The following is a 20,424-nucleotide window of genomic DNA, read 5'->3' as shown; positions in this document are numbered from 1 at the left end:
GGCGGAATACATGGTATCTTAATGTATCCATACACCATTTTCATGAAGGAACCGTCATCATGCCGACCGCCGCCCACCGCCGTTCCGCATTCGCGATTTTCGATCCGGCCTACTCCGCGCGGGAGCCGTACCCGCCCGCACCGCTGCTGCCGCGCTGGCTCTATCTGCGCTCCGAATATGAGTGTTTTCTGCTCGAACGCATGCGGCGGGATGTGGAAGAGGCAAAACTCCGGGTCGGGTATCCGGGCTGTTTTCATACGCCGTTCCGTGTCATTCGTTACCGCTGCCGGACAGTGCGGGGCGGCTTTACGCTCCGCATTCACGGCAGGCCGGAGGAGGCGAGGCTGGACGGCAGGCCGCTCACGCTCCCGGAACCCGGCGGAGACGGCTGCATCCGCATCCAATCCGGTCCAGGACTGCTGGAACTCCGGATTGCCGCGCCGGACGGTTCCATCCCCGCTCTCGCCGCCGAAACCGGCGACTGGGAAGCGTCGGCGGACGGCATATCGTATTCGCCCGCCGTTCCGGGCGGCGCACCGGATGACACGCGGCTGCCGGAGCTCTCCGTCACGCCGGTGGAGTTCGCTCCCGGCCGTTACGATGCCGGACGCGAGCTGCTCGCCCGGGTTGAGGTTCATTCGGCTTCGCGTCCGCAATTCGGGTGCGGAGAATCGCTCTCCGAACTTGAAAACCACGACGCAGCGCATTTCGAACAGAGTCTGGAACTGCGGGAATCCGCCCCGGGGATCTGGACGACGCCGCAGCCGCTCGCGTTCCGCTACCTGCGCGTCGAAGCCGGCTCCCCGGTCGAAGTCGTCTGCCGCGCCGTCTTCGCCCCGGCGCAGTACCGGGGCGCATTTGCGGCCGATCCGGAGCTCACCCGAATCTGGATGCATGCGGCCTATACGTTGCGGATCTGCCGGTATCACTTCCTGATCGATGGCGTGAAACGCGACCGGCTGCCGTGGGTCGGCGATCTCGCGCTGAGCCTGCTGGCCAACGCATATGCCTTCGGCGACCCGGAACCGGTGCGCCGCACGCTCGCCGTGCTTGGACGTGCCGGAATCCGCGAACAGCATTTGAACGGAATCGTCGATTATTCTCTCTGGTTCCTGATCTGTCACGACCTGTACCAGCTCTACTGGGCGGATGCCGCATTCCTCGAACTCCAGCGGGGAGAGCTGACGGACCATATCGAAGTCCTGCTGGCGCGGTCCGAAGAGACGGGCTTCCTGCCGTCGGAAGGGAGCTGGCTCTTCATCGACTGGGTGAAGTTCCCGAAGGAGAGCGCGCTCCAGATCCTGTTCCACTGGGCGCTCAGAGCGGCGCGGAAGCTGATGGAACGGCTTGGCGAACAGCAAACTGCGGAACGCTGCGCGGAACGGGCCGGACGCCTGAAGGAGCAGCTGTTCCGGACGGCGTTCGACGCGGAGCGCGGACTTTTCTTCGCAACTCCCGGAGAACCCGCCTCCGGCTTCTTCCGCCATCCGAATTTCCTGGCGATCCCGGCCGGGCTGCTTTCGGAGGAACAGCAGCGCCCGGTCGTCGCCGCGCTGCTCGGAGACGAACTTCCGCCGGTCGGAACCCCGTACATGGCCGCGGTCGAAATCTGGGCGCTTCACAGGGCCGGCGCTTCTCTGGCGGGCATCGAACGAATCCGCAGGATCTGGGGCGGCATGCTGAAACAGGGAGCCAGCACCTTCTTCGAAGCTTACCGGGAAGGTGCGGAGGGGGAAGAACTCTACTCGTTCTACGGCCGCCGTTTCGGCCTGAGCCTCTGCCACGCCTGGAGCGCCGGCCCCGCGGCGCTGCTGCCGATGCTCTTCTCCGGCTGCGAGCCGGTCGCGGACGGCTGGAAAAAGCACACCCCGTGCCGGGAGCTCCCGGACGGGGCGGCGGTCACGATCCCGACCCCATCGGGAGCGCTGGCATTCGAAGCGGTCAGTTCCGGACCAGAACCGAGTAGCGGTAATGATAACTGAGCTCTTCGCCGGGCTTCAGCGTGATCTCCCAGGTCAGCTCATGGCGCGGGTTGATGTTGTACACCCCGGCTTCGAGCAGCCTGTTCTTCGGCTCTCCCTGCGCCGAGATGAACTCGCCGGAGAATTGCAGCTTCGCAACGACCTTCGCATCGTGCGTGCGGAAGTTGCGGAGCTTGATCGTCCCTTCGACCTCGGGACGGCGGTAATTGTAGCCGCCGATGCTGACCAGCTCGCGGCTGCCGGGAAGCTCGTACTCGTTGCGGCTGCCGCTGACGGTCATCGCCTTCGTGATCTTGACGAGCGCTTCCTCGCCCGGATTGACCCACTTGATCGTGCTCTGGCCGAGCAGCTTCTCGCCGTCGACGATTTCGACCGGCGCAGTCGTGATCGGGGCCTTCAGGGGATTCCTGAAGCGGACCGCGTCCCAGAGGTCGCCGTCCGGATTCTCATTGCGGCTGCCGTAGTTCTGCTGGAACCGCCCCCACTGGTCGCGGCGGTCCGGAATCTCCCACTCTACGAGCCGCTCGTAATCCGCCCGGGCGGTTGCGAGGGTTTTGTAGAGCACATCGCCCTTTGCGAGCGTTACTTTGCCTCCCGGCGCAAAGTGGATATCCTCGCTCAGCCCGGTACCGGGCAGCGGAGAAACGGCGGAATCCGCCTCCATCTTGAAATTCATGGCCGCTTGCGCCATGGCGCGGGGCATCACCGCCCCGGTTCCGCCGTTCTCATTGGCATTCAGCTGCTGCAGAAACGCCTGCAGCGTCATGCCGGAAGCGAGCGGACTCGTGACGCCGATATATTCGAGGTTCGGGAAGCCGGAGACGAAACTCAGCTCCGCATCCTTCAGGTCCTCAAGCTCGTTGATGACCGTCGCGGACTGGTCGAGCTGAAGCTTCGACTCTTTTCCGAGCGCGATCCGGTAGGCCGGAGCCCAGGTCAGCCCGGGCGAAAGGTAGGTGATGTAAAACGGATTCCCGGCCGCCCCCTTGCGGTCCACCAGCAGCATCCGTTTCTCTTTCCTGAGCGTGGCGCTGATTCCCTCCGACTCGATCGAAGCGATCTGGTCGTTCCGGAAGGTGATGACCTTGCCGTTCTCCTGCAGCACGGCAAAGCAGGCGCTTTCCGGCGCGGCCTGCGGCCAGGAACCGTAACGCGGAGCCGGGAATCCCCCCTGCTCCGGCACCCGCTCCCCGACCTGAAGCACCGTGCCGGTGACGATGCGCGGCGGCAGGCCGTCGCCGCTCTTCAGCGTCACCGTCACTTTCATCCCTTCATAGGTCGCCGCCAGGTCGGCGAACGGATTCCGGTTCGGCACGTCACCGAGGCGCTTCACCCCGGTCACGGTCAGCCCGTCGCCCGGGGCGAACCAGAGCGTGCCGTGAACCGGCGTGACGCTTTCGTCAAGCAGGAACGCATCGGCCGGCGCCGAGGCGACCTCGCGGATGATGAGCGCATAGCCGTTCTTGAACAGCGCGGCGCGGGTGACCGGCGCCTTGGCCGTCGGCTCGGCCGCTCCCAGCAGCGCCGAGCCGGCCAGGCCGGACAACAACAGTTTCGATACCATGTTCATAACGATTTCTCCTTTCCGTGTGAACGGTTCTTTATCGGTGCCGTTTGTTAATACAATAGCCGCTTCCGGAAAAAAATCGTCAAAACATTGTCAAAAAAACGTAAAAAGATCACACCTTTCTCCGCGATCAAGGTGTGATCCGGGCGGAGATCGGTCAGAGCGGTTCGGCTGAAACCGATTCGGGGCCGACCAGGTAGAGGATCGCCGGGGAGGCGGCATACCCGCTTCCCGGAACCGGCTGCTTCTCCCCGAGATGGTTCAGCGCTTCGACAACGTTCCCCCTGACGTCAAGACGGATCTTCTCCGGCCGCAGCGAGGTCCAGACAGCCCAGACCTTCATTCCGTCCGGGCGCGTCCAGCCGGCGAGATATGTCTCCCCTCTGCGGGTCAGGACCGGCACGGTCGAGCCGGAGGGACAGAGCCGGCTCAGCGTCCGATAGGCCCGGAACGACGGTTTGGGCTCCAGATTTTTCCGCACGATGCCGAAATGGGCCTCCCGTTCGTCCGGCTGCCACTCCCCGGAACGGAAGTTGTACCAGAAAATCCGCTCGACGCCGCTGGCCAGCGCGATGAGATAGGTGCGCGGCAGCATTTCGGCCTGCTGCGATTCCGGAACGGTCTCGGAAACGGCCAGCGTCGTGCAGACGATGATGTTCCCCTTCAGGTCGCTGTCCAGTTTGTAAAGCGCGGCGACCGCACCTTTGTACGTGTCGGTTCCGGCCTCGATGACCGGGATGAATTCGTCGCCGGGCCTGAGGTTCCGGTCATGCAGAAAGCGGGCTGCCGGCTTGAAATCGATCTTGAACGCGCCGTCGAACTCCGGCGCGGGCTTCTGGTAGCTCTCCTTCTCCGGCACGCCCTCCTTCGTCCACCATGCATCCCAGCCGATATGGAACTGCTTCAGGTATTTGTCGTTCACCTGAACCTTCCCGCCGTCGGAGCGGAGGTCGTAGTAGAACGGCAGCCCGGACGGCAGCAGAAGCGTGCCGCCGCGCTTCACGTAATCGACCAGCGCCGGAATGTATTCCGCCGGAAACTCCTCCCCGCCGGTCGGAACCAGCACAGGATAACGTTCGACGGAGAGGCCGCGGAGCCGGTCGAGGCCGATCTCGTCGACCTGCCGGAACATGGCCAGGTTCCCGCTCTGGTTGAGATGCGCGGCGCCCGAAAAGCCCTTCTCCATATCGCAGACCGCCGCCGCCGTGGTCTTCGCCGGATCGATTCCGGCCCGCCGGAAGGCTGCCGGCAGTACTTCCCGGTAGAAAACCGGCGGCAGCGCCGTCGACCAGCCGACTTCGGTGATCCAGAGCGGCTTGTCGCCGACGCCGTATTTTTTCATCAGCGCCCCGAGGTCCCGGAATTCGGCGATCATCAGCTCCGGCACTCCCTGCCAGTGATACGGATGGATGTTCATGACGTCGAAATACGCCCCGGCGCCGGCCTTGAGCGAGTCCTCGATATAGCCGAGCGGAACCCCGGCGGTGCCGCCGTAAAGGACGGTCAGCTCCGGATCGATCTTCTTGATCTCTTCATAGGCGCGCTTCAGCAGCGGAACATAGTTCGCGCCGCTCGGCCTGTCTCTCCAGAAGCCGCTGCCGTTCTGCTCGTTCCAGACCTCCCAGTACCGCAGGTCCTTCGCGTAACGCGACACGATCCGGCGGACGTAACCGCCCCACGCATCGGGATGCCGCCAGGCCGGAGTCGCCCACGGAACGTCGTAGTCGAGAATCGGCAGGATGCTGACGTTCGCCTGTTTCGCGAGCGGAATGAGCTTGTCGAGGCGGCTGAAATCCCAGGCCCCCTGCTTCGGCTCGACGCCGTGCCAGTCGAAGTCGGTGCGGACCCAGTTGATGTCCGCCTCGTGCATGCGCTTGAATTCCTGCGGCGCGATATCGAGTTCGCCGCGGCTGACATGGGCGCAGACGCCGTAGGGATTGTCCGTGACCGCCGGAGCCGCCGCGAGGGAGAAACCGACCGCGGCGAATGCCATGCCCAGTGTTCGTTTGAAGTCCATAAAATCTCCTTATTTGCTTTCTGAGTTTCCGCTGTTCAGTTGCCGACCGTGCCGTCCGTGCCGCCATACCAGAACTTGAGGTTGTACGGCATGGCGTTGAGCTCTTTTCCCGTATGCATGGCGGCATGTCCGTCGGCGAACGAGGCGGCGGTCCGTCCGCCGTGCGCCATGACCACGCCCGCCGTCTCCTCGTCGGAGCTGCACCGGAACCGGGCGAACGAGTATCCGTTGCTCACCTTGAGCGTATCGGCGAAGATGAGGATATCGCCCGGGCGTTTCATCCGCGACAACGCGAACACGTAATATTCCGGGTCCTGTAAACGGGAGAGGATATAATCTCCCAGCGTCGTCGCGCGGGTGCTGTCCGCCGGGCTGTGGTCGATTCCGAATACGCTGTGATAGGAATCGAAGGACGCATCCCCCGGAGCGTTCCTGGCCTTCAGCGACGGACACTGAAGCGAGGCGCGGCCGACATAGCCGCCGTCCTGCACGTTGTACACGCCGCCTGCATCCGGCCGGCAGGAGAGAAGCCCGACCCACAGCCCCGCGGTCGTATCGTTGGCTTTGTTCTGCATGTAACCGATATAGTAATTGTCAAAATCGCCGGAATACTGGATCTGCGCCAGCATCGCCTGTTTCTTGTTGTTGAGGCATTTGCTTCCCCGCGCGCTCTCACGCGCCCGGTTCAGAGCCGGCAGCAGCATCCCCGCGAGGATCGCAATAATTGCAACAACAACAAGAAGTTCAATCAACGTAAATCTCTTTTTTTTCATTTGGCGAATCCTTTCGTCCGATAATCGGCAGTATGTTGCTGCCGCCGGGCGGGATTCGCGGTAAAGCGACGCGGAACGACGCCGATTCGCCGAACGCCCCGCTGCGTATGAAAATACCAACTCAACCTGACATGGAGGGAAATGAATGAAAAACTGACATTCGAATTGTGCTTAACATACTGCCGATTATGCGTCCTTGCGTCAATCGACACGACTGAATAGCTGGTAATAGTATGAACGATTTTCACCTTTTTGTCAAGCGGAAACCGTGAAAAATCCGGAAAAAACTGAAATCCGGCCTTCTCCGAAAAGCGGTGAAAGTATTTGACAGCCGCGGGAGGCGTGCTATCTTACCGGAATGACAATGACGGGAAAGCCGGGAGGAGATCATGCCCAACAGAATCAGTACGCCGTTGGCCATCAACGGAATGACGCTTCGGAACCGGTTCGTCCGGTCCGCCACCCACGAAGGGCTCGCCTCCCGGGAAGGCGTTTATACGCCGGAACTTGCGGCCGTTTACGAACGGCTCGGCCGCGCCGGGCTCGGGCTTGTCGTCACCGGGCACGCGTTCGTTTCTCCCGAAGGGCGCGCCGGCCGGAATCAGGCCGCCGCCGATTCCGACGGCTGCATCGGCCCGTGGCACGAAACGGTGGATCGCGTCCACGCTTCCGGCACAAAGATCGTGCTTCAGCTCGCCCACGCCGGAGGGGCGGCGGCGGATGCCGCTTCCGCAGTCGGGCCGTCGCCCTTCGTCTCCGGCCGGAATCGGCCGCCCTGCCGGGAGGCATCTGCCGGGGAGATTGCCCATATTGTCCGGAGCTTTGCCGAAGCCGCGCTCCGGGCCAAACGGGCCGGGTTCGACGGCGTGCAGCTTCACGCCGCCCACGGCTACCTGATCAGCCAGTTTCTCTCCGGTTTTTACAATCACCGTTCCGACGCATACGGAGGTACGCCGGAAAACCGGGCCCGGCTGCTCCTGGAAATACTCGGGGCGGTCCGGACCGAAGTCGGCCGGGACTATCCGGTCCTCGCTAAAATCAACTGCGAGGATTTCGCGCCGGGCGGCTTCAGCGCCGCCGAGTGCATCCGGCTCTGCCGCGAACTCGAGCGGCATGGCCTCGATGCGGTGGAGCTTTCGGGCGGAATCCCGGAGGCGGGGCCGCTGCTGAGCCCGGTCCGCACCGTCGACCCGCAGCCGGACGGCCCGGTTTATTATGAGGAATGCGCGCGCGAGCTCCGGCGCGGGCTTTCGATTCCGCTCCTGCTGGTCGGCGGCGTCCGCGACGCCGCCGCGGCGGAACGGCTGCTCGCGGAGGAGATCTGCGACGGCGTGTCGCTCTCCCGCCCGCTGATCCGCGACCCGGAAATCGTCAGACGCTGGCTCGCCGGAGAAACGGCCCGTTCGACATGCGTCAGCTGCAACGGCTGCTTCCGCCCGATTCTGACCGGCAGAGGCCTTTTCTGCCCCCGCGATCAAAGAGGAGCCCGGAATCATGACTCGTAAGTGATTGAAAACAAATAAAATAACGACTTTGATAAAAAAATACTCTATTTAGATATAAAAATATCGATAATAAAGGTCCGAACGCCTTGAAATCTCCGGGAAAAGTGTTATTTTAAGTGTTGCACGTGCGGATTGCAGGCTGGCCGGAAGAGGTGTCCGGCCAGCTTGTATCGTATCGGAAGCACTTATACGCGTCTAAATTGTAACGGAGACTTATATGGCGAATGTGAAGGTTCCGAAGCTGCCGACGATCCGGCGGCTGCCTACCTATCTCTATAAGCTGTCCGAAATGCGCAAGGCCGGTGTTGAAATCGTTGCGACTCCGGAACTTGCACGCTATATGAATCTCGGTGAAATCGTCATCCGCAAAGACCTCGCGCTGACCGGCGTCTCCGGCCAGCCGGGAGTCGGCTACAAGGTCCGGGAGCTGATCGAAGCGATCAAGAGCTACCTGAACTGGGACAATGTGTCGGAGGCGATTCTGGTCGGCGCCGGCTCCCTCGGCAGCGCTCTCATGGGCTACGAGGGGTTCGAGGAGTACGGGCTGCGGATCATCGCCGCCTTCGATGCGGATCCGGCCAAAATCGGCACCGAGGTGCGCGAGCGCAGCGTCTTCGACATCGACCGGCTCGAGGAGCTGACCCGGCGGCTTCAGGTCCGGATGGGCATCATCTGCGTTCCGGCCGATCAGGCCCAGGACGTCGCGGACCGCATGGTGGCCGGCGGAATCAAGGCGATCTGGAACTTCGCCAACGTCAGTTTGAAAGTGCCGGACGACGTGATCGTCCAACGCGAAGTCATCGCCGGCGGCCTCGCCGTCCTTTCGGTCAAGATGAGCCGGAAGCTCGTCGAAGAGGATTCCCAGGAGTGAAACGGTATTTCCCTGAATGTTAAGATAGACAGCAACAGTCACAAGGAGCGAAAATGCAGGAAACCATGGAAACCACCCAGGCGATGATCGACCATCTCGCCGCGGTAAACAAAATTCTGGAGAAGAACAACTACTCCGAAGGACGGCTGATTCCGATTCTTCAGGAGGTTCAGGCTGTTTATAAATATCTGTCGAAAGACATGATCAGCTATGTCGCGACCAGCATCGGCGTCCCGCCGTCGCGGGTCTACGGCGTGGCGACCTTCTACGCCCATTTCTCGATGCAGCCGAAGGGCAAATACATCATCAAGCTCTGCGACGGCACCGCCTGCCACGTCAAGAAGTCGCACAGCATTCTGCACGCCCTCTATGAGAAGCTCAAGCTCTCCGACGAGAAGCGCACGACGGACGATCTTCTCTTCACCGTCGAAACCGTCAGCTGCCTCGGAGCCTGCGGCCTCGCTCCGGTCATGCTGGTCAACGATTCCGTGCACGGCCAGATGACGCCGGAAAAGACCGACGCGATCATCGATCAGGTCATCGCGGAAGAAAAAGCCGCCAATCAGTAACATCCGGGAGAGAGTGAATAAAATGAGTACCGCAACCGTCAATTCTGTCGATCTTGATAAAATCGCAGCCGATTATAAGAAAGCCTACCAGAACGTCAAGCGCCGGATCATCATCTGCGGCGGCACGGGCTGCGTGGCCAACGGTTCGCTCGACGTCCGCGACGCGCTCGCCAAAGAACTCGAGAAGGCCGGCATCGACGTGATTCTCGAGGTCAAGGCCGAGGACCGGAAGAAGGAAGACACCTACATTTCGAAGTCCGGCTGCCAGGGCTTCTGCCAGATGGGGCCGCTGCTCCACATCGAGCCGGGCGACATCCTCTACACGAAGGTCAAGATCGCCGACGTGCCGGAGATCGTCGAACGCACGCTCCAGCGCGGCGAAATCATCGACCGGCTGCTCTACGTCGACCACAAGAACGGCAACTGCCACTGCAAGGGCGACGCCGAAATCCCGTTCTACAACCGCCAGAAGCGCGTGGTTCTCGCGAACTGCCGGATCGAGCCGGGCGACGTCCGCGAATATATTGCGCGCGGCGGTTACTTCGGCGCCCGCAAGGCGGTTCTCGAAATGAAGCCGGAAGAGGTCTGCCAGACCGCGATCGAATCCGGCCTGCGCGGCCGCGGCGGCGGCGGCTTCCCGACCGGCCTCAAGTGGAAGTTCACCCTCGCGTCGAAGAACGATAAGAAGTACGTCATCTGCAACGGCGACGAAGGCGATCCGGGCGCGTTCATGGACCGCTCGGTCATGGAGGGCAATCCGCACGCCGTCATCGAGGGCATGATGATCGCGGCCCGCGCCATCGGCGCCGATGAGGGGTATGTCTACGTCCGCGCCGAATATCCGCTCGCGGTCGAACGCATGCGCGCCGCGGTGAAGGACGCCGAGGCGATCGGCGTTCTCGGCGACAATCTGTTCGGCAGCGATTTCAGCTTCCGGGTCAACGTGATGGAAGGCGCCGGCGCGTTCGTCTGCGGCGAAGAGACCGCTCTCATCGCGTCGATCGAGGGCAAGCGCGGCATGCCGAAGCCGAAGCCGCCGTTCCCGGCCCAGAGCGGACTCTGGGGCAAGCCGACGGTCATCAACAACGTCGAGACGCTTGCGTCGGTTCCGGGCATTTTCCACAAGGGTCCGGAGCAGTACAAGTCGGTCGGCACCGAGAAGTCCCCCGGCACGAAGACCTTCGCTCTGACCGGGCATGTGGCGAACACCGGCCTCATCGAGGTGCCGTTCGGCACGACGCTGCGCGAGATCGTCTACAACATCGGCGGCGGCGTGACCAACAACGCCGGCGAAATCACGAACGAAGATTTCAAAGCCGTCCAGATCGGCGGTCCGTCCGGCGGCTGCCTGACCCCCGAAATGCTGGATCTGCCGCTCGACTTCGACTCGCTCAAGAGCGTCGGCGCGATGGTCGGCTCCGGCGGCCTCGTGGTCATGAACAAGCAGACCTGCATCGTCAAGATCGCGCGCTTCTTCATGCAGTTCACGCAGAATGAATCCTGCGGCAAGTGCGTGCCGTGCCGCGAAGGCACGCGCCAGATGCTCGCGCTGCTCGACGACATCATCGAAGGGCGCGCCGACCGTCACACGCTCGAGCTGCTCGAGGAGACCGCGAAGGCGGTCCAGCTCGGTTCGCTCTGCGGCCTCGGCAAGACCGCCCCGAACCCGGTGCTCTCGACGCTGCGCTATTTCCGCGAAGAGTACGAAGCGCACGTCCTCAAGAAGACCTGTCCGGCCGGCGAATGCAAGGCGCTGGCCCGGCCCGAAATTCTGGCCGACAAATGCAAGGGCTGCACGGCCTGCATGCGCAAGTGTCCGGTCGGGGCGATCACCGGCAAGGTCAAGGAAGTTCACGTCCTCGATGCGGACAAGTGCATCAAGTGCGGCGCCTGCAAGGCGGCCTGCAAATTCGGCGCGATCGTCGGCCTTTAATCCATCAATCACAGCCCTGGAGCATAAAATAAAATGAGTGAAGAAAAGAAAACTCTGTTTGTCAACAACCGCGAGATCGAGATCGCGGGCGAGCGGAATCTGCTTGAACTGATCCGCAAAGCCGGCATCGACATCCCGACCTTCTGCTACCATTCCGAGCTGTCGATCTACGGCGCCTGCCGTCTCTGCCTCGTCGACGTGAAGGGACGCGGCATCATGGCCTCCTGCTCGACCGCGCCGGAAGCCGGCATGGTGATCTTCACGGACACCAAGGCGATCCGCAACATGCGCAAAATCAACGTCGAGCTGCTTCTGGCCAGCCATAAGCGCGAGTGCCCGAGCTGCCAGCGCAGCGCGAACTGTTCGCTGCAGGACATCGCCCGCAAGCTCGGCGTCCACGACGTCCGCTACAAGCAGTCGATCAAGGACCTGCCGGTCGACGAATCGAGCCCGTCGCTGGTCCGCGACCCGAACAAGTGCGTGCTCTGCGGCGACTGCGTCCGGGTCTGCTCCGAGGTTCAGTCGGTCGGCGCGCTCGATTTCGCGTGCCGCGGTTCGAATGCCCGGGTCGTCCCGGCCTTCGACAGCAACCTCTCCGAAGTCGAGTGTGTGAACTGCGGTCAGTGCGCGCAGGTCTGCCCGACCGGCGCGATCGTGGCCAAGAGCAACATCGATCAGGTCTGGGATGCGATTTACGACCCGGACAAGATCGTCATCGCGCAGGTCGCTCCGGCGGTCCGCGTCGGTCTCGGCGAAAAGCTCGGCGGCTTCGCGATGGGCGAAAACGTCGCCCGCAAGATGGTCACCGCCATGAAGATTCTCGGCTTCGACGAAGTTTACGACACCTGCTTCGCGGCCGATATGACGATTTTCGAAGAGGCGACCGAGTTCCTCGACCGGCTTGAAAACAACGGCGTGCTGCCGATGTTCACGAGCTGCTGCCCGGGCTGGGTCAAGTTCGCCGAAACCTACTACCCGGAACTGCTGCCGAACATTTCGACGACGCGTTCGCCGCAGGCGATCTTCGGTTCCATCGCCCGCAAGACGCTGCCGGCCAAGCTCGGCGTCAAACCCGAAAACCTCGTCGTCGTGTCGATCATGCCGTGCACCGCGAAGAAGTACGAAGCGCAGCTGCCGAAGTTCTCGCAGGACGGCCGTCCGGATGTGGACTACGTGCTGACCACGAACGAACTCGCCCAGATGATTCAGTCGATGGGCATCCAGACCAACGAGCTCGAACCGTCGGCCTTCGACATGCCGCTCGGTTTCTCGACCGGCGGCGGCGTGATCTTCGGCGCGACGGGCGGCGTGATGGAAGCGGCGCTGCGTTTCGCGGTCGAGAAGGTCTCCGGCAATCCGATGAGCCCGATCGACTTCAAGGAGACCCGCGGACTTGCGCCGCGCAAGGAGGCGACGCTCGAGGTCGCCGGCAAAAAGCTGCGCATCGCGGTGGTCCACGGTCTTGCGAACGCCCGCAAGCTGGTCGAAGAGGTGAAGGCCGGCAAAGCGGCCTATGACTTCGTCGAAGTCATGGCCTGCCCGGGCGGCTGCGTCGCCGGCGGCGGACAGCCGATTTCGCACGACAAGGATTTCCGCACGAAACGCGCAGCCGGTCTGTACGACACGGACAAGGGCCGCCAGGTCCAGAAGCCGCAGGACAACTACTGGGTCGACAAGTGCTACGCGGAGAGCTTCGGCGGCCGCCCGGGTTCGCATGAGGCGCATACGCGGCTGCATACCCACTACCAGAACCGCAGCCAGCTGTTCGATGCGAAGAGCCCGATCCTGCGCAGCAAGAAGGAGGATGCCCTCCCGATCTGCGTGACCCTCTGCACGAAGCAGAGCAAGTGCCCGGGACAGGAGCTGCTCGGACGCGTGGTCGAGTTCGTGAAGCAGAAGGGCTGGGCCGACAGCGTGAACATCGACGCGGCCTTCAGTTCGCGCCCGGAAGCGGACGGCACGATCTCCGTCACGGTCGGCGACGTGGTGATTCCGCGCAACGATTCGGTCGAGCAGACCTTCGCGGAGGTCAGGCGGGCGATCGAAAGCGCGTTCGCCAAATAAGGCAGATGCGATTCCGCCGAAAGGGCGCCGGGAACGGCGCCCTTTTTTCGTCGCGGCTCCCGCAAAACCAACATAGAGCAATAAAAAGCCAAGCGAGAGAAAAAACCATCCGGTTTTGCTGCTATACTATAAGATAAAAGAGAGCAATCCAGCAACAACGGAAGTCTGTCATGCAATTGAATATGAAAGAATTCGTCGAAACGGTCCTCGCGTCCCCGCGCCGCTATGTGATGCCGATCATGACCAGCCCCGGCATGGAGCTGATCGGGGCCAAACCGGTCGATGTGTTCCGGGACGGGGAACTGCAGTTCCGCTGTATCGACGCACTGGCGAAAGCGACTCCGTGCGATGCGGCGGTAACCTTCATGGACCTGTCGGTCGAAGCCGAAGCCTTCGGGTCGCCGATCCGTTATTCCGAATACGAAAATCCGACGGTCACGGACCGGATCGTTTCGGACCGGAACGAAATCGACGCACTCGCAGTTCCGGAGGTCGGAGCGGCACGGACGGCGGAGGTGCTGAAATGCGCGAAACTCTGCGCCGCGAATCTCGACCGGCCGGTGTTCGGCGGCATGATCGGCCCCTTCTCGCTGGCCGGACGGCTGGCGGATATGACCGAAATCATGATCATGGCGGCAGTCGAGCCCGAGGCGGCCCACGCGCTGCTCGATAAGACGGCCTCTTTTCTCGCCGGTTATGCCGAAGCGATCAAGGCGACCGGCGTCAACGGAATCGTCATCGCGGAACCGGCGGCCGGGCTGCTCTCGCCGGACATGTGCCGAGATTTCGCGGCGGACTATGTCAGGCGAATCGTCGAACGGGTACAGGACGACAACTTCATGGTGATCCTGCACAACTGCGGGCGGACCGAGCAGCAGATTCCGGCGCTCCTCTCGACCGGGGCGATGGCGCTGCATCTCGGCAACGCGGTCAGCATCCCGGAAATCCTGCCGCAGATGCCGGAAAAAACACTGCTGATGGGCAATATCGACCCGGTCGGCATGTTCAAGAACGCGACGCCCGAAGAAATTTACCGCAAGACCGCGGAGCTGCTGGAAGCGACAAAGGAATATCGTAATTTCGTCCTCTCCTCCGGCTGCGACGTGCCGCCGGGCGTATCGATGGAGAACATCAGGGCCTTCTATCGCGCAGCGGCGGACCGCAGCCGGGCCTGAATCAGGTTTCCTGCGGCGCGGGAACGGACAAAGGTCAATCGCGATTGCCCTTCAGGGTAACTTCGCGGACTTTGCGGCGGGCGGAGAAGCGGGAGGCGAGCAGCAGGTAACCGGCCGCCGCGCCGCAGCCGAAAAGCGACAGGAGGCCCCACAGCAGCAGCGGCTGCGGGGAATAAGCCTGAAAAAGCATGGCGCCGAAATACGGCCCTGCCGCATAACCGACCCCGCGGGTCAATTCAAGCGAAGCCATGTAGCGCCCGGTTCCTCCGGAGGGTGCGAGGCTGCTGACGCCGGAGTAGAGCGACGGCATGACGGCAGCTTCTCCGAGGGTGATGATGAACACCGAAGCGGCCATCATCCAGGCATTGTGCGCGAATCCGAGGGAAAAATAGCCGGCGGTATAAAGGGCGGTTCCGAATACGAGCCGGGCCGGAAAGCTCAGCCGGAAGTGCTCGAGCAGCCGGGTCATCGGCATCTGAAAAACGATGATTGCCGCGCCGTTCAGCGAATAGATGAGTCCGAGCGCGTTCGAGGAGAGTCCCACCACGCCGGTCGCGTAAACCGACATGACCGAGTAGAGCTGTGAAGTCAGCAGAAACAGAATGAAGCTGCAGCCGAGCGTTCCGGTCAGCCGGCTGTCGGTGAACAGCCGCCGGACGGTGAAGTTCCCCGGAACCGCACGGGAAACCGGAGCGGAAGGCGCGCCGCGGCGCACGCTGCAGCATTTTCCGGTATACCAGGCGCCGAAAAGACAGAGCGCGGCGGTCAGGATGAAGAGCATCCAGAACGGCGCTTTCATCAGGAACGCTCCGAGCATCGGGCCGAGCGCCCAGCCGATGTTCGTGCCGATCCGGATGCGGCTGAAGATGCGCGGCCGTTCGGCGGGCGTCGAAATATCGCTCAGAAAGGCGTCGGATCCGATCTGGAAGAAGGTGCCGATTCCGGCATTGACCGTCAGCGCCGCCGCGAAGAGCCAGAACGGGGCATGGAAGAAGGCCATGCCTGCCAGCAGCAGGAACATCGCGGCGCGCGCCGTCTGGCCGAACTGCATCATGAACTGCCGCCCGATCCGGTCGGTCAGATATCCGGCCAGCAGCGGAGAAACGATGATCGAGCCGCCCATCAGCGGGAAGATCAGCCCGACCGTCGCCATCGGATAACCGCGCTCGCTGTGCAGGTAGATCGGCAGGAACGGATAGACGATCGAGTAGGCGAGCGAGTTGATCGCCCAGGCGCAGGCGAGTGAATTGGCACGGTTCTGGAGGATGCGGTATATCATCGGAATCACCGGTTTCGTTGTATGCCGGCAGCACCGGCGGATCGGCATTCCTGTAATATGTCACAAAAATACGGAAAAGCAAGCCCCGGTACTCCTCCCGCCGCGGGAGGAGTCCGGTATCAGGAGGTCATTTCGGGTAACCGACCGCCTGCACGTAGAGAATCTGCTCGTTCTCCCCGAGGTTGAGCAGCGGCCTGTAATCCTCCGCCTTGAAACTGGCCCGGAATACGGTCGCCAGTTTCTGCGACGCGCAGAAGAGATAGATGTTCTGGCCGACGAAGCCGCAATCCACATGGCAGAACCGTTCGGGCTGTCTGGCCGTATCGGCCGTGAAGATCACCATGAGCGGCGCGTCTCCGGCGCGCTTTTCAGAAGTCTGCACGAGTTTGTTGGCCGCGGCATCGTAGCGGAAGGTCCCTTCCGGAATGCAGACGTAAAGCGTGATCTCCTGCCGGTTCAGCGCGGTCGGAGCGGTACGCCTGCCGTCGTCGCGATTCACGCCGATGGCGGACCAGAGCAGGTTCGACAAGACCTCGCGCGGCAGCGCCCTGTCGCTGAAGCTCCGGCCGGTCCGGCGCGACTGCAACGCCTCCTGAAGCGGCATGCCGCCCTGCGTTTCGGGTTTCGGCAGCTCGATGTCCGCGGCGGAGAGCCCACCGGCGGCGACGATTGCGGCGAGAAACGACATCTTCTTCATCTTCATGCGGATATCCTCCCTGTTAACTGGAAGACAATAGCACGATTTCCGGCAAAATGCAAGTTTTTCACCCATGCCGCCGCGCGAGTTTCAGGAAGAAATCGACGAGTTCACGATTCAGTTTCGGCATCGGGTACTCGAGAATCGTCCGCTTTTTCCAGTAGATGATCCCGATGGCCGCCGCGATGCAGGCGAAGGCGGCCAGATAATTCTGCCACGACAGATACTCCCAGCCGGCGCTCCAGCGGATGGAGACCGGGCTGAACGGACGCCAGTAATCAACGCCCCAGTCGGAGCCCGATCCGAGCAGATCGAGCGCGAAATGCAGGTGGACGAGTCCGAAATAGACGGCGAACGCCGTAAGTTTCGGGCGTGAAAAACAGGCAAGCAGCGCGGCGAGAATAACTGCGAACGGCAGATTGTGCATCAGCACATGGTGCCAGTCATAGTAGCATTCCCAGCCGCCCAGCAGCGAAAGTCCGTCCAGATCCGGCGCGGAAGCGGCGACCATGCAGAAGAACCGCTCCCGCGGGCCGAAGGACGGGATGAAATTCCCGCAGATCCAGCCCGAGAGAATGTGGGTCGGAATATGCACGCGGACTACACCGGCTTTCCGTTGAAATAGACCTGCAGGTCGGTGTGCGTGTCGTTTTCAAGGTATTCGAGCTCCACTCCGGCCGGAGCCCGGGCCGTGATGAAGAGTTCATTCCCTTTCCTCTCCCAGCCGGCTTCGACCCGGCCGTGGATGGTCGGCCGGGCGCCCGAGGCGAACTCAAGACCGGTGATCCGCGGAGAGATCCGGAACTTCATCGCCCCCGGCGCGGCAGGCAGGATGCCGAGCACGAGCCTCGGCAGGAAATAAAGCGGCGCGGCCGACCAGCCGTGGCAATGGCTGCGGGTCGGGAATTCCCCGGTGTTCAGCGCGGCCGGGAAGGTCTCCCAGACCGTGGTGGAGCCGAGCCGCAGCATCGGCAGGTAGTCGCGGTAGATCGTCTTGAGAATCTCGTCCGCCATGCCGATTTTTTCGAACGCCTCATAAAGATAGAGCGCCGCAAACGGCGACGCGACCCTGATGAGCTCCGCCCGCGGTGTGACCGTGTTGGCTCGCGCGGCGGCGACGTGTTCCGGATTCGCGGCGTCGTAGAGCAGTGCGAGCATGCTTGTGTGCATCGACGCATCCTCCGAAACCGTGCCGTCGGCATGGATCGAGTCGGGCCATGCGAGCTTGCGCGCATCCCACTGCGCGTTGATCGCGCGCTTCAGCTCTTCGCGCTGCCCGCGGAACGCCTCGACCGGCTCGCCGAGCGATTCGCCGAGCTCGATCGCGGCGGTCAGGGCGCCGACCAGGAACATCGAGTTCTGCAGCAGAACCGGGTGGTCGCAATCGGTTTTGCTCCAGTCGAAAAGGTTCCAGGCGAGAGTTCTCAGCAGTCCGGTCTCCGGGTCGATCATCGACCGGGCTCCTTCGAGATTTTTGCAGACCATCGGCCAGACCTCGCGGCCGAAGGCGAGGTCGCCGGTTTCGTAACAGTACTCCTGAACCGAAATACCCCACATGAAGCTCCAGATCGGAATGATGCTCGACCAGCCGGACGGCACCTGGCAGCCGACCAGCGGGAAACGTTCGAGCGACTGCCCCGCCAGCCGGATGCAGCGGCGCACAAGATCGTAGGCGCCGAAGACGGACATCGCGAACAACCCTTCGTTGCGGGCGTCTCCGACCCAGAGCGTCTGCTCGTAAAGGGGGCAGTCCGTGAAGGTGTCCTCCATGCAGAGCTTCATGGTGCGGGCCGAAATCTCGTAGATGCGGTTGAGCCGGCAGTCGCTCGCGTTGAACTCCCCCTCCCGGACAACAGGATAAGTCGATTCAACCAGCCGGGCGAGCTGGATGCGGACCGGTCCCGCCGCGTTGCGCACGGTCAGGAACAGATAGCGTCCGCTGCGGCGGCGCATGCTGCTGTAACGGTTGTACCCCTCGCGGCAGATATAGCGCATCAGGTTGCGGTAGTTGCTGCCGGTGTGCTGCAGCCTGCCGTCCGGCGTCATGTACTCGAGCGCCGCGATGTCGAGCACGGTTCCGGCCGGCGCGAAAAGCGCGAAGTTCCAGAAGCCGACGTTCTGCTCGCCGAGGTCGTAACAGAGCTCAATGTCATAACCCGGAGCCGGATTCACCGTCGTGCAGTCGCCGTCGGTGTAGATGAGCGCCTCGGGATTCTCCACATCGCCGGATTCGAGCGGGAACGGCTCGCGCCACTGAAAGGCGCAGTGCGGATCAAGCGCGAGTTCGGCGCGATCGAGCAGCCGGGCGGCCGGATACTGTCCGAGAAACTCCTCAACGGTCCGGAGCGCGAGCGCCGCATTGACGATCCGGCTGAACGCGGCGCCGCGCTCGGCGGCCGGAGCATTGGCCCACACATACGGAATGTCCTCGGCAAGCCCGGCGAGTTCCGGGAATTCGACGATAGCGACCCCCTCGCCGCCGTTGTAGAAGTTGCGGACCGACACTCCGGCATCGGCCGGAAACGCGATCTCATAGTTCGGCCGGTGGCCGGTAAGCTGCGCCGGAGCCGCGACCAGCAGATTGCTGCCGGCCTTCAGGGAGACTTCGCCGTTCAGCGCACTGCGGCCGTTGACGCTGACCTTCACGTTCTCGAGCCCGAGATGGACCATCTGCGACTGCGGCGATTCGACCGTGAACGCGATCAGCACCGGAAATGAATTACAATGGTTGACCGTGGTGTCGCCCGGAAACAGCAGCCGGTCGGCCGGAATCGCGACGACCAGCGGCTCTTTCGCAACCCGGTGGCCGCCGACATAGCGGCGAAACAGGCATTCGCGGCGCGACAGCGGCTTCACGTCGCGCGGATGGAGTCCGCGCCAGGGCCCCTCTTCGGCGCAGCAGATCACTGCGGCCGGCTTCCAGTCGAATCCGGCCGCGACCGAGGCGTCGACGATTTCGAGCGGAGCCTGCTGGATGCTCGACTTGACCGTGTTCTCCACCCACTGCGGCATGCGGGCCGCGAGCCAGGAACCGTCGGTCACGATGGTCTGGTCGGGGCCGGTGAGTTCGATCTGCGCGAGGAAGCCGCCCCGCTGCGGAATCTGGTGAAACGTGCCGCAGCCGTAGTAGCGCACGGTCGCTTCGACGAGGTTGAGTCCCGGCCGCAGATAGCAGCTGATGTCGTAAATGTCGTACTGATAATGCTCCGGATAGGCGCGGGCCGGCCCGTCCCCGATCCACTGTCCGTTGATTTTCAAGCGGTAGTAGCTGTCGGCGGTGATCAGAATCCGTGCGGAGGCCGGAACCGATTCGAGACGGAAATCACGACGGAAGACCGAACAGAGATTGAAGCCGCGGCCGTCGGAGTCGGCCGGCCAGATCCACGATGCGGTGATGTTCATGGGTGCATGCCTGCGGGTTGTTGGTGATAAAAGGATTTTGATCAATATAGTGCATTCTTTCCGCACTTTCAAACGTTTCCGTAAAGAAAAAACGCGGGGAAACTTCCGGCCTCCCGGAACTCTCCCCGCATCGAAGCCGCCAGACGGTCAGAACGACGGCGCGACCTGGATCTGCCCGGCCGGGTTGAAGCTGCCGTCATTGGCGACCGGCGCCCAGACCGCGGAACGGACCGTCGGATCGTTCGGCCCGTTGACGCTGAGCTGAAGCACCCAGACCTGCCCGGTGGTCGTGTCGATCTTGAGCATGACCTTCTGCTCGCTGTTCCGGCCGCCCTGCTGCAGCTGAGCCACATCGATCTCTCCCTCGACCAGCGCATAGCGGCCATTCGGATAGAGCTGGGAATTCGCATTGTTGTCGGCCCGGGCCGGCAGGGAAGTCAGAATGCCGACCGTCAGCAGCACGAATGCCGCGACACCGCCCAGAATCATCAGTTTCGTCATGATACAACCCTCCTCGTTGGTTTGACTCGAACTCTCTCCCCGGGATGGGGAAAGCACAACTCTTCATGGGAAATAATGTATCACCGGTC

General features: G+C 62.5%; 15 protein-coding genes. 7 read left to right on the top strand and 8 right to left on the bottom strand.

The features are described from left to right. Window positions 1-59: 59 nt before the first annotated feature. Window positions 60-1,982 carry an alpha-L-rhamnosidase-related protein gene (locus tag FYJ85_RS15285; RefSeq protein WP_154419406.1) on the top strand — a complete coding sequence of 641 codons (1,923 nt, stop codon included), beginning with the start codon at window positions 60-62 and terminating at the stop codon, window positions 1,980-1,982. Here FYJ85_RS15285 and FYJ85_RS15280 read toward each other — a convergent pair. From FYJ85_RS15280 to FYJ85_RS24070, 3 genes are all read right to left on the bottom strand, one after another. Then, window positions 1,942-3,552, bottom strand: a complete 1,611-nt coding sequence (locus FYJ85_RS15280) for a hypothetical protein (protein WP_154419405.1) — start codon at window positions 3,550-3,552, stop codon at window positions 1,942-1,944. The two genes, FYJ85_RS15285 and FYJ85_RS15280, sit on opposite strands and share 41 nt — an antisense overlap. Window positions 3,553-3,706: 154 nt before the next feature. After that, complete coding sequence (locus tag FYJ85_RS15275) at window positions 3,707-5,566, bottom strand: beta-galactosidase (RefSeq protein ID WP_154419404.1); 1,860 nt, start codon at window positions 5,564-5,566, stop codon at window positions 3,707-3,709. Between the two features lie 35 nt (window positions 5,567-5,601). Beyond that, window positions 5,602-6,339: a type II secretion system protein gene (locus FYJ85_RS24070; protein ID WP_154419403.1), complete on the bottom strand. Its 738-nt coding sequence runs from the start codon at window positions 6,337-6,339 to the stop codon at window positions 5,602-5,604. A 389-nt stretch (window positions 6,340-6,728) separates the two neighbouring features. Between FYJ85_RS24070 and FYJ85_RS15265 the strand changes: the two genes are divergently transcribed. The 6 genes from FYJ85_RS15265 to FYJ85_RS15240 all read left to right on the top strand — a co-directional run bounded on the left by FYJ85_RS15265 (window position 6,729) and on the right by FYJ85_RS15240 (window position 14,456). Beyond that, on the top strand, window positions 6,729-7,844 hold the full coding sequence (locus tag FYJ85_RS15265) for an NADH:flavin oxidoreductase (protein WP_154419402.1): 1,116 nt from the start codon (window positions 6,729-6,731) through the stop codon (window positions 7,842-7,844). A 217-nt stretch (window positions 7,845-8,061) separates the two neighbouring features. Next, a complete protein-coding gene (locus FYJ85_RS15260; protein WP_106053398.1) occupies window positions 8,062-8,715 on the top strand; it encodes a redox-sensing transcriptional repressor Rex in 654 nt (217 codons plus the stop codon). 53 nt (window positions 8,716-8,768) lie between these two features. Continuing rightward, on the top strand, window positions 8,769-9,284 hold the full coding sequence (locus FYJ85_RS15255) for an NADH-quinone oxidoreductase subunit NuoE family protein (protein ID WP_206213227.1): 516 nt from the start codon (window positions 8,769-8,771) through the stop codon (window positions 9,282-9,284). Window positions 9,285-9,306: 22 nt separating this feature from the next. Then, window positions 9,307-11,217 (top strand): NADH-quinone oxidoreductase subunit NuoF, encoded by a 1,911-nt coding sequence (locus FYJ85_RS15250; RefSeq protein ID WP_106053399.1) that lies wholly within the window; start codon window positions 9,307-9,309, stop codon window positions 11,215-11,217. Window positions 11,218-11,250: 33 nt separating this feature from the next. Beyond that, window positions 11,251-13,281, top strand: coding sequence for a 2Fe-2S iron-sulfur cluster binding domain-containing protein (locus FYJ85_RS15245; RefSeq protein ID WP_106053400.1), 2,031 nt, complete (start codon window positions 11,251-11,253; stop codon window positions 13,279-13,281). A 170-nt stretch (window positions 13,282-13,451) separates the two neighbouring features. Continuing rightward, entirely contained in the window at window positions 13,452-14,456 is a 1,005-nt protein-coding gene (locus FYJ85_RS15240) for a uroporphyrinogen decarboxylase family protein (RefSeq protein WP_206213226.1), read from the top strand. Window positions 14,457-14,490: 34 nt separating this feature from the next. Here FYJ85_RS15240 and FYJ85_RS15235 read toward each other — a convergent pair whose 3' ends face one another. From FYJ85_RS15235 to FYJ85_RS15215, 5 genes are all read right to left on the bottom strand, one after another. After that, on the bottom strand, window positions 14,491-15,735 hold the full coding sequence (locus FYJ85_RS15235) for an MFS transporter (RefSeq protein ID WP_158703974.1): 1,245 nt from the start codon (window positions 15,733-15,735) through the stop codon (window positions 14,491-14,493). A 127-nt stretch (window positions 15,736-15,862) separates the two neighbouring features. Next, on the bottom strand, window positions 15,863-16,438 hold the full coding sequence (locus FYJ85_RS15230; RefSeq protein WP_158703975.1) for a nitroreductase family protein: 576 nt from the start codon (window positions 16,436-16,438) through the stop codon (window positions 15,863-15,865). 61 nt (window positions 16,439-16,499) lie between these two features. Further along, entirely contained in the window at window positions 16,500-17,027 is a 528-nt protein-coding gene (locus tag FYJ85_RS15225; protein ID WP_106053403.1) for a metal-dependent hydrolase, read from the bottom strand. 5 nt (window positions 17,028-17,032) lie between these two features. Further along, window positions 17,033-19,834, bottom strand: coding sequence for an alpha-L-rhamnosidase-related protein (locus FYJ85_RS15220; RefSeq protein WP_154419401.1), 2,802 nt, complete (start codon window positions 19,832-19,834; stop codon window positions 17,033-17,035). Window positions 19,835-19,981: 147 nt separating this feature from the next. Further along, window positions 19,982-20,335: a hypothetical protein gene (locus FYJ85_RS15215; protein WP_106053405.1), complete on the bottom strand. Its 354-nt coding sequence runs from the start codon at window positions 20,333-20,335 to the stop codon at window positions 19,982-19,984. Between the last annotated feature and the right edge of the window lie 89 nt (window positions 20,336-20,424).

Source organism: Victivallis lenta, assembly GCF_009695545.1.
Lineage (GTDB): Bacteria > Verrucomicrobiota > Lentisphaeria > Victivallales > Victivallaceae > Victivallis > Victivallis lenta.
This window is presented reverse-complemented; position numbering and strand designations above follow the sequence as displayed.

Excerpts from the sequence above, each read along its gene's own strand:
- FYJ85_RS15215 (WP_106053405.1), bottom strand. The coding sequence starts at position 20,335 with ATGACGAAACTGATGATTCTGGGCGGTGTCGCGGCATTCGTGCTGCTG.
- FYJ85_RS15230 (WP_158703975.1), bottom strand. The coding sequence starts at position 16,438 with ATGAAGATGAAGAAGATGTCGTTTCTCGCCGCAATCGTCGCCGCCGGT.
- FYJ85_RS15265 (WP_154419402.1), top strand. The coding sequence starts at position 6,729 with ATGCCCAACAGAATCAGTACGCCGTTGGCCATCAACGGAATGACGCTT.
- FYJ85_RS15285 (WP_154419406.1), top strand. The coding sequence starts at position 60 with ATGCCGACCGCCGCCCACCGCCGTTCCGCATTCGCGATTTTCGATCCG.
- FYJ85_RS15280 (WP_154419405.1), bottom strand. The coding sequence starts at position 3,552 with ATGAACATGGTATCGAAACTGTTGTTGTCCGGCCTGGCCGGCTCGGCG.
- FYJ85_RS15250 (WP_106053399.1), top strand. The coding sequence starts at position 9,307 with ATGAGTACCGCAACCGTCAATTCTGTCGATCTTGATAAAATCGCAGCC.
- FYJ85_RS15235 (WP_158703974.1), bottom strand. The coding sequence starts at position 15,735 with ATGATATACCGCATCCTCCAGAACCGTGCCAATTCACTCGCCTGCGCC.
- FYJ85_RS15260 (WP_106053398.1), top strand. The coding sequence starts at position 8,062 with ATGGCGAATGTGAAGGTTCCGAAGCTGCCGACGATCCGGCGGCTGCCT.
- FYJ85_RS15245 (WP_106053400.1), top strand. The coding sequence starts at position 11,251 with ATGAGTGAAGAAAAGAAAACTCTGTTTGTCAACAACCGCGAGATCGAG.
- FYJ85_RS15255 (WP_206213227.1), top strand. The coding sequence starts at position 8,769 with ATGCAGGAAACCATGGAAACCACCCAGGCGATGATCGACCATCTCGCC.
- FYJ85_RS15240 (WP_206213226.1), top strand. The coding sequence starts at position 13,452 with ATGCAATTGAATATGAAAGAATTCGTCGAAACGGTCCTCGCGTCCCCG.
- FYJ85_RS15275 (WP_154419404.1), bottom strand. The coding sequence starts at position 5,566 with ATGGACTTCAAACGAACACTGGGCATGGCATTCGCCGCGGTCGGTTTC.
- FYJ85_RS24070 (WP_154419403.1), bottom strand. The coding sequence starts at position 6,339 with ATGAAAAAAAAGAGATTTACGTTGATTGAACTTCTTGTTGTTGTTGCA.
- FYJ85_RS15220 (WP_154419401.1), bottom strand. The coding sequence starts at position 19,834 with ATGAACATCACCGCATCGTGGATCTGGCCGGCCGACTCCGACGGCCGC.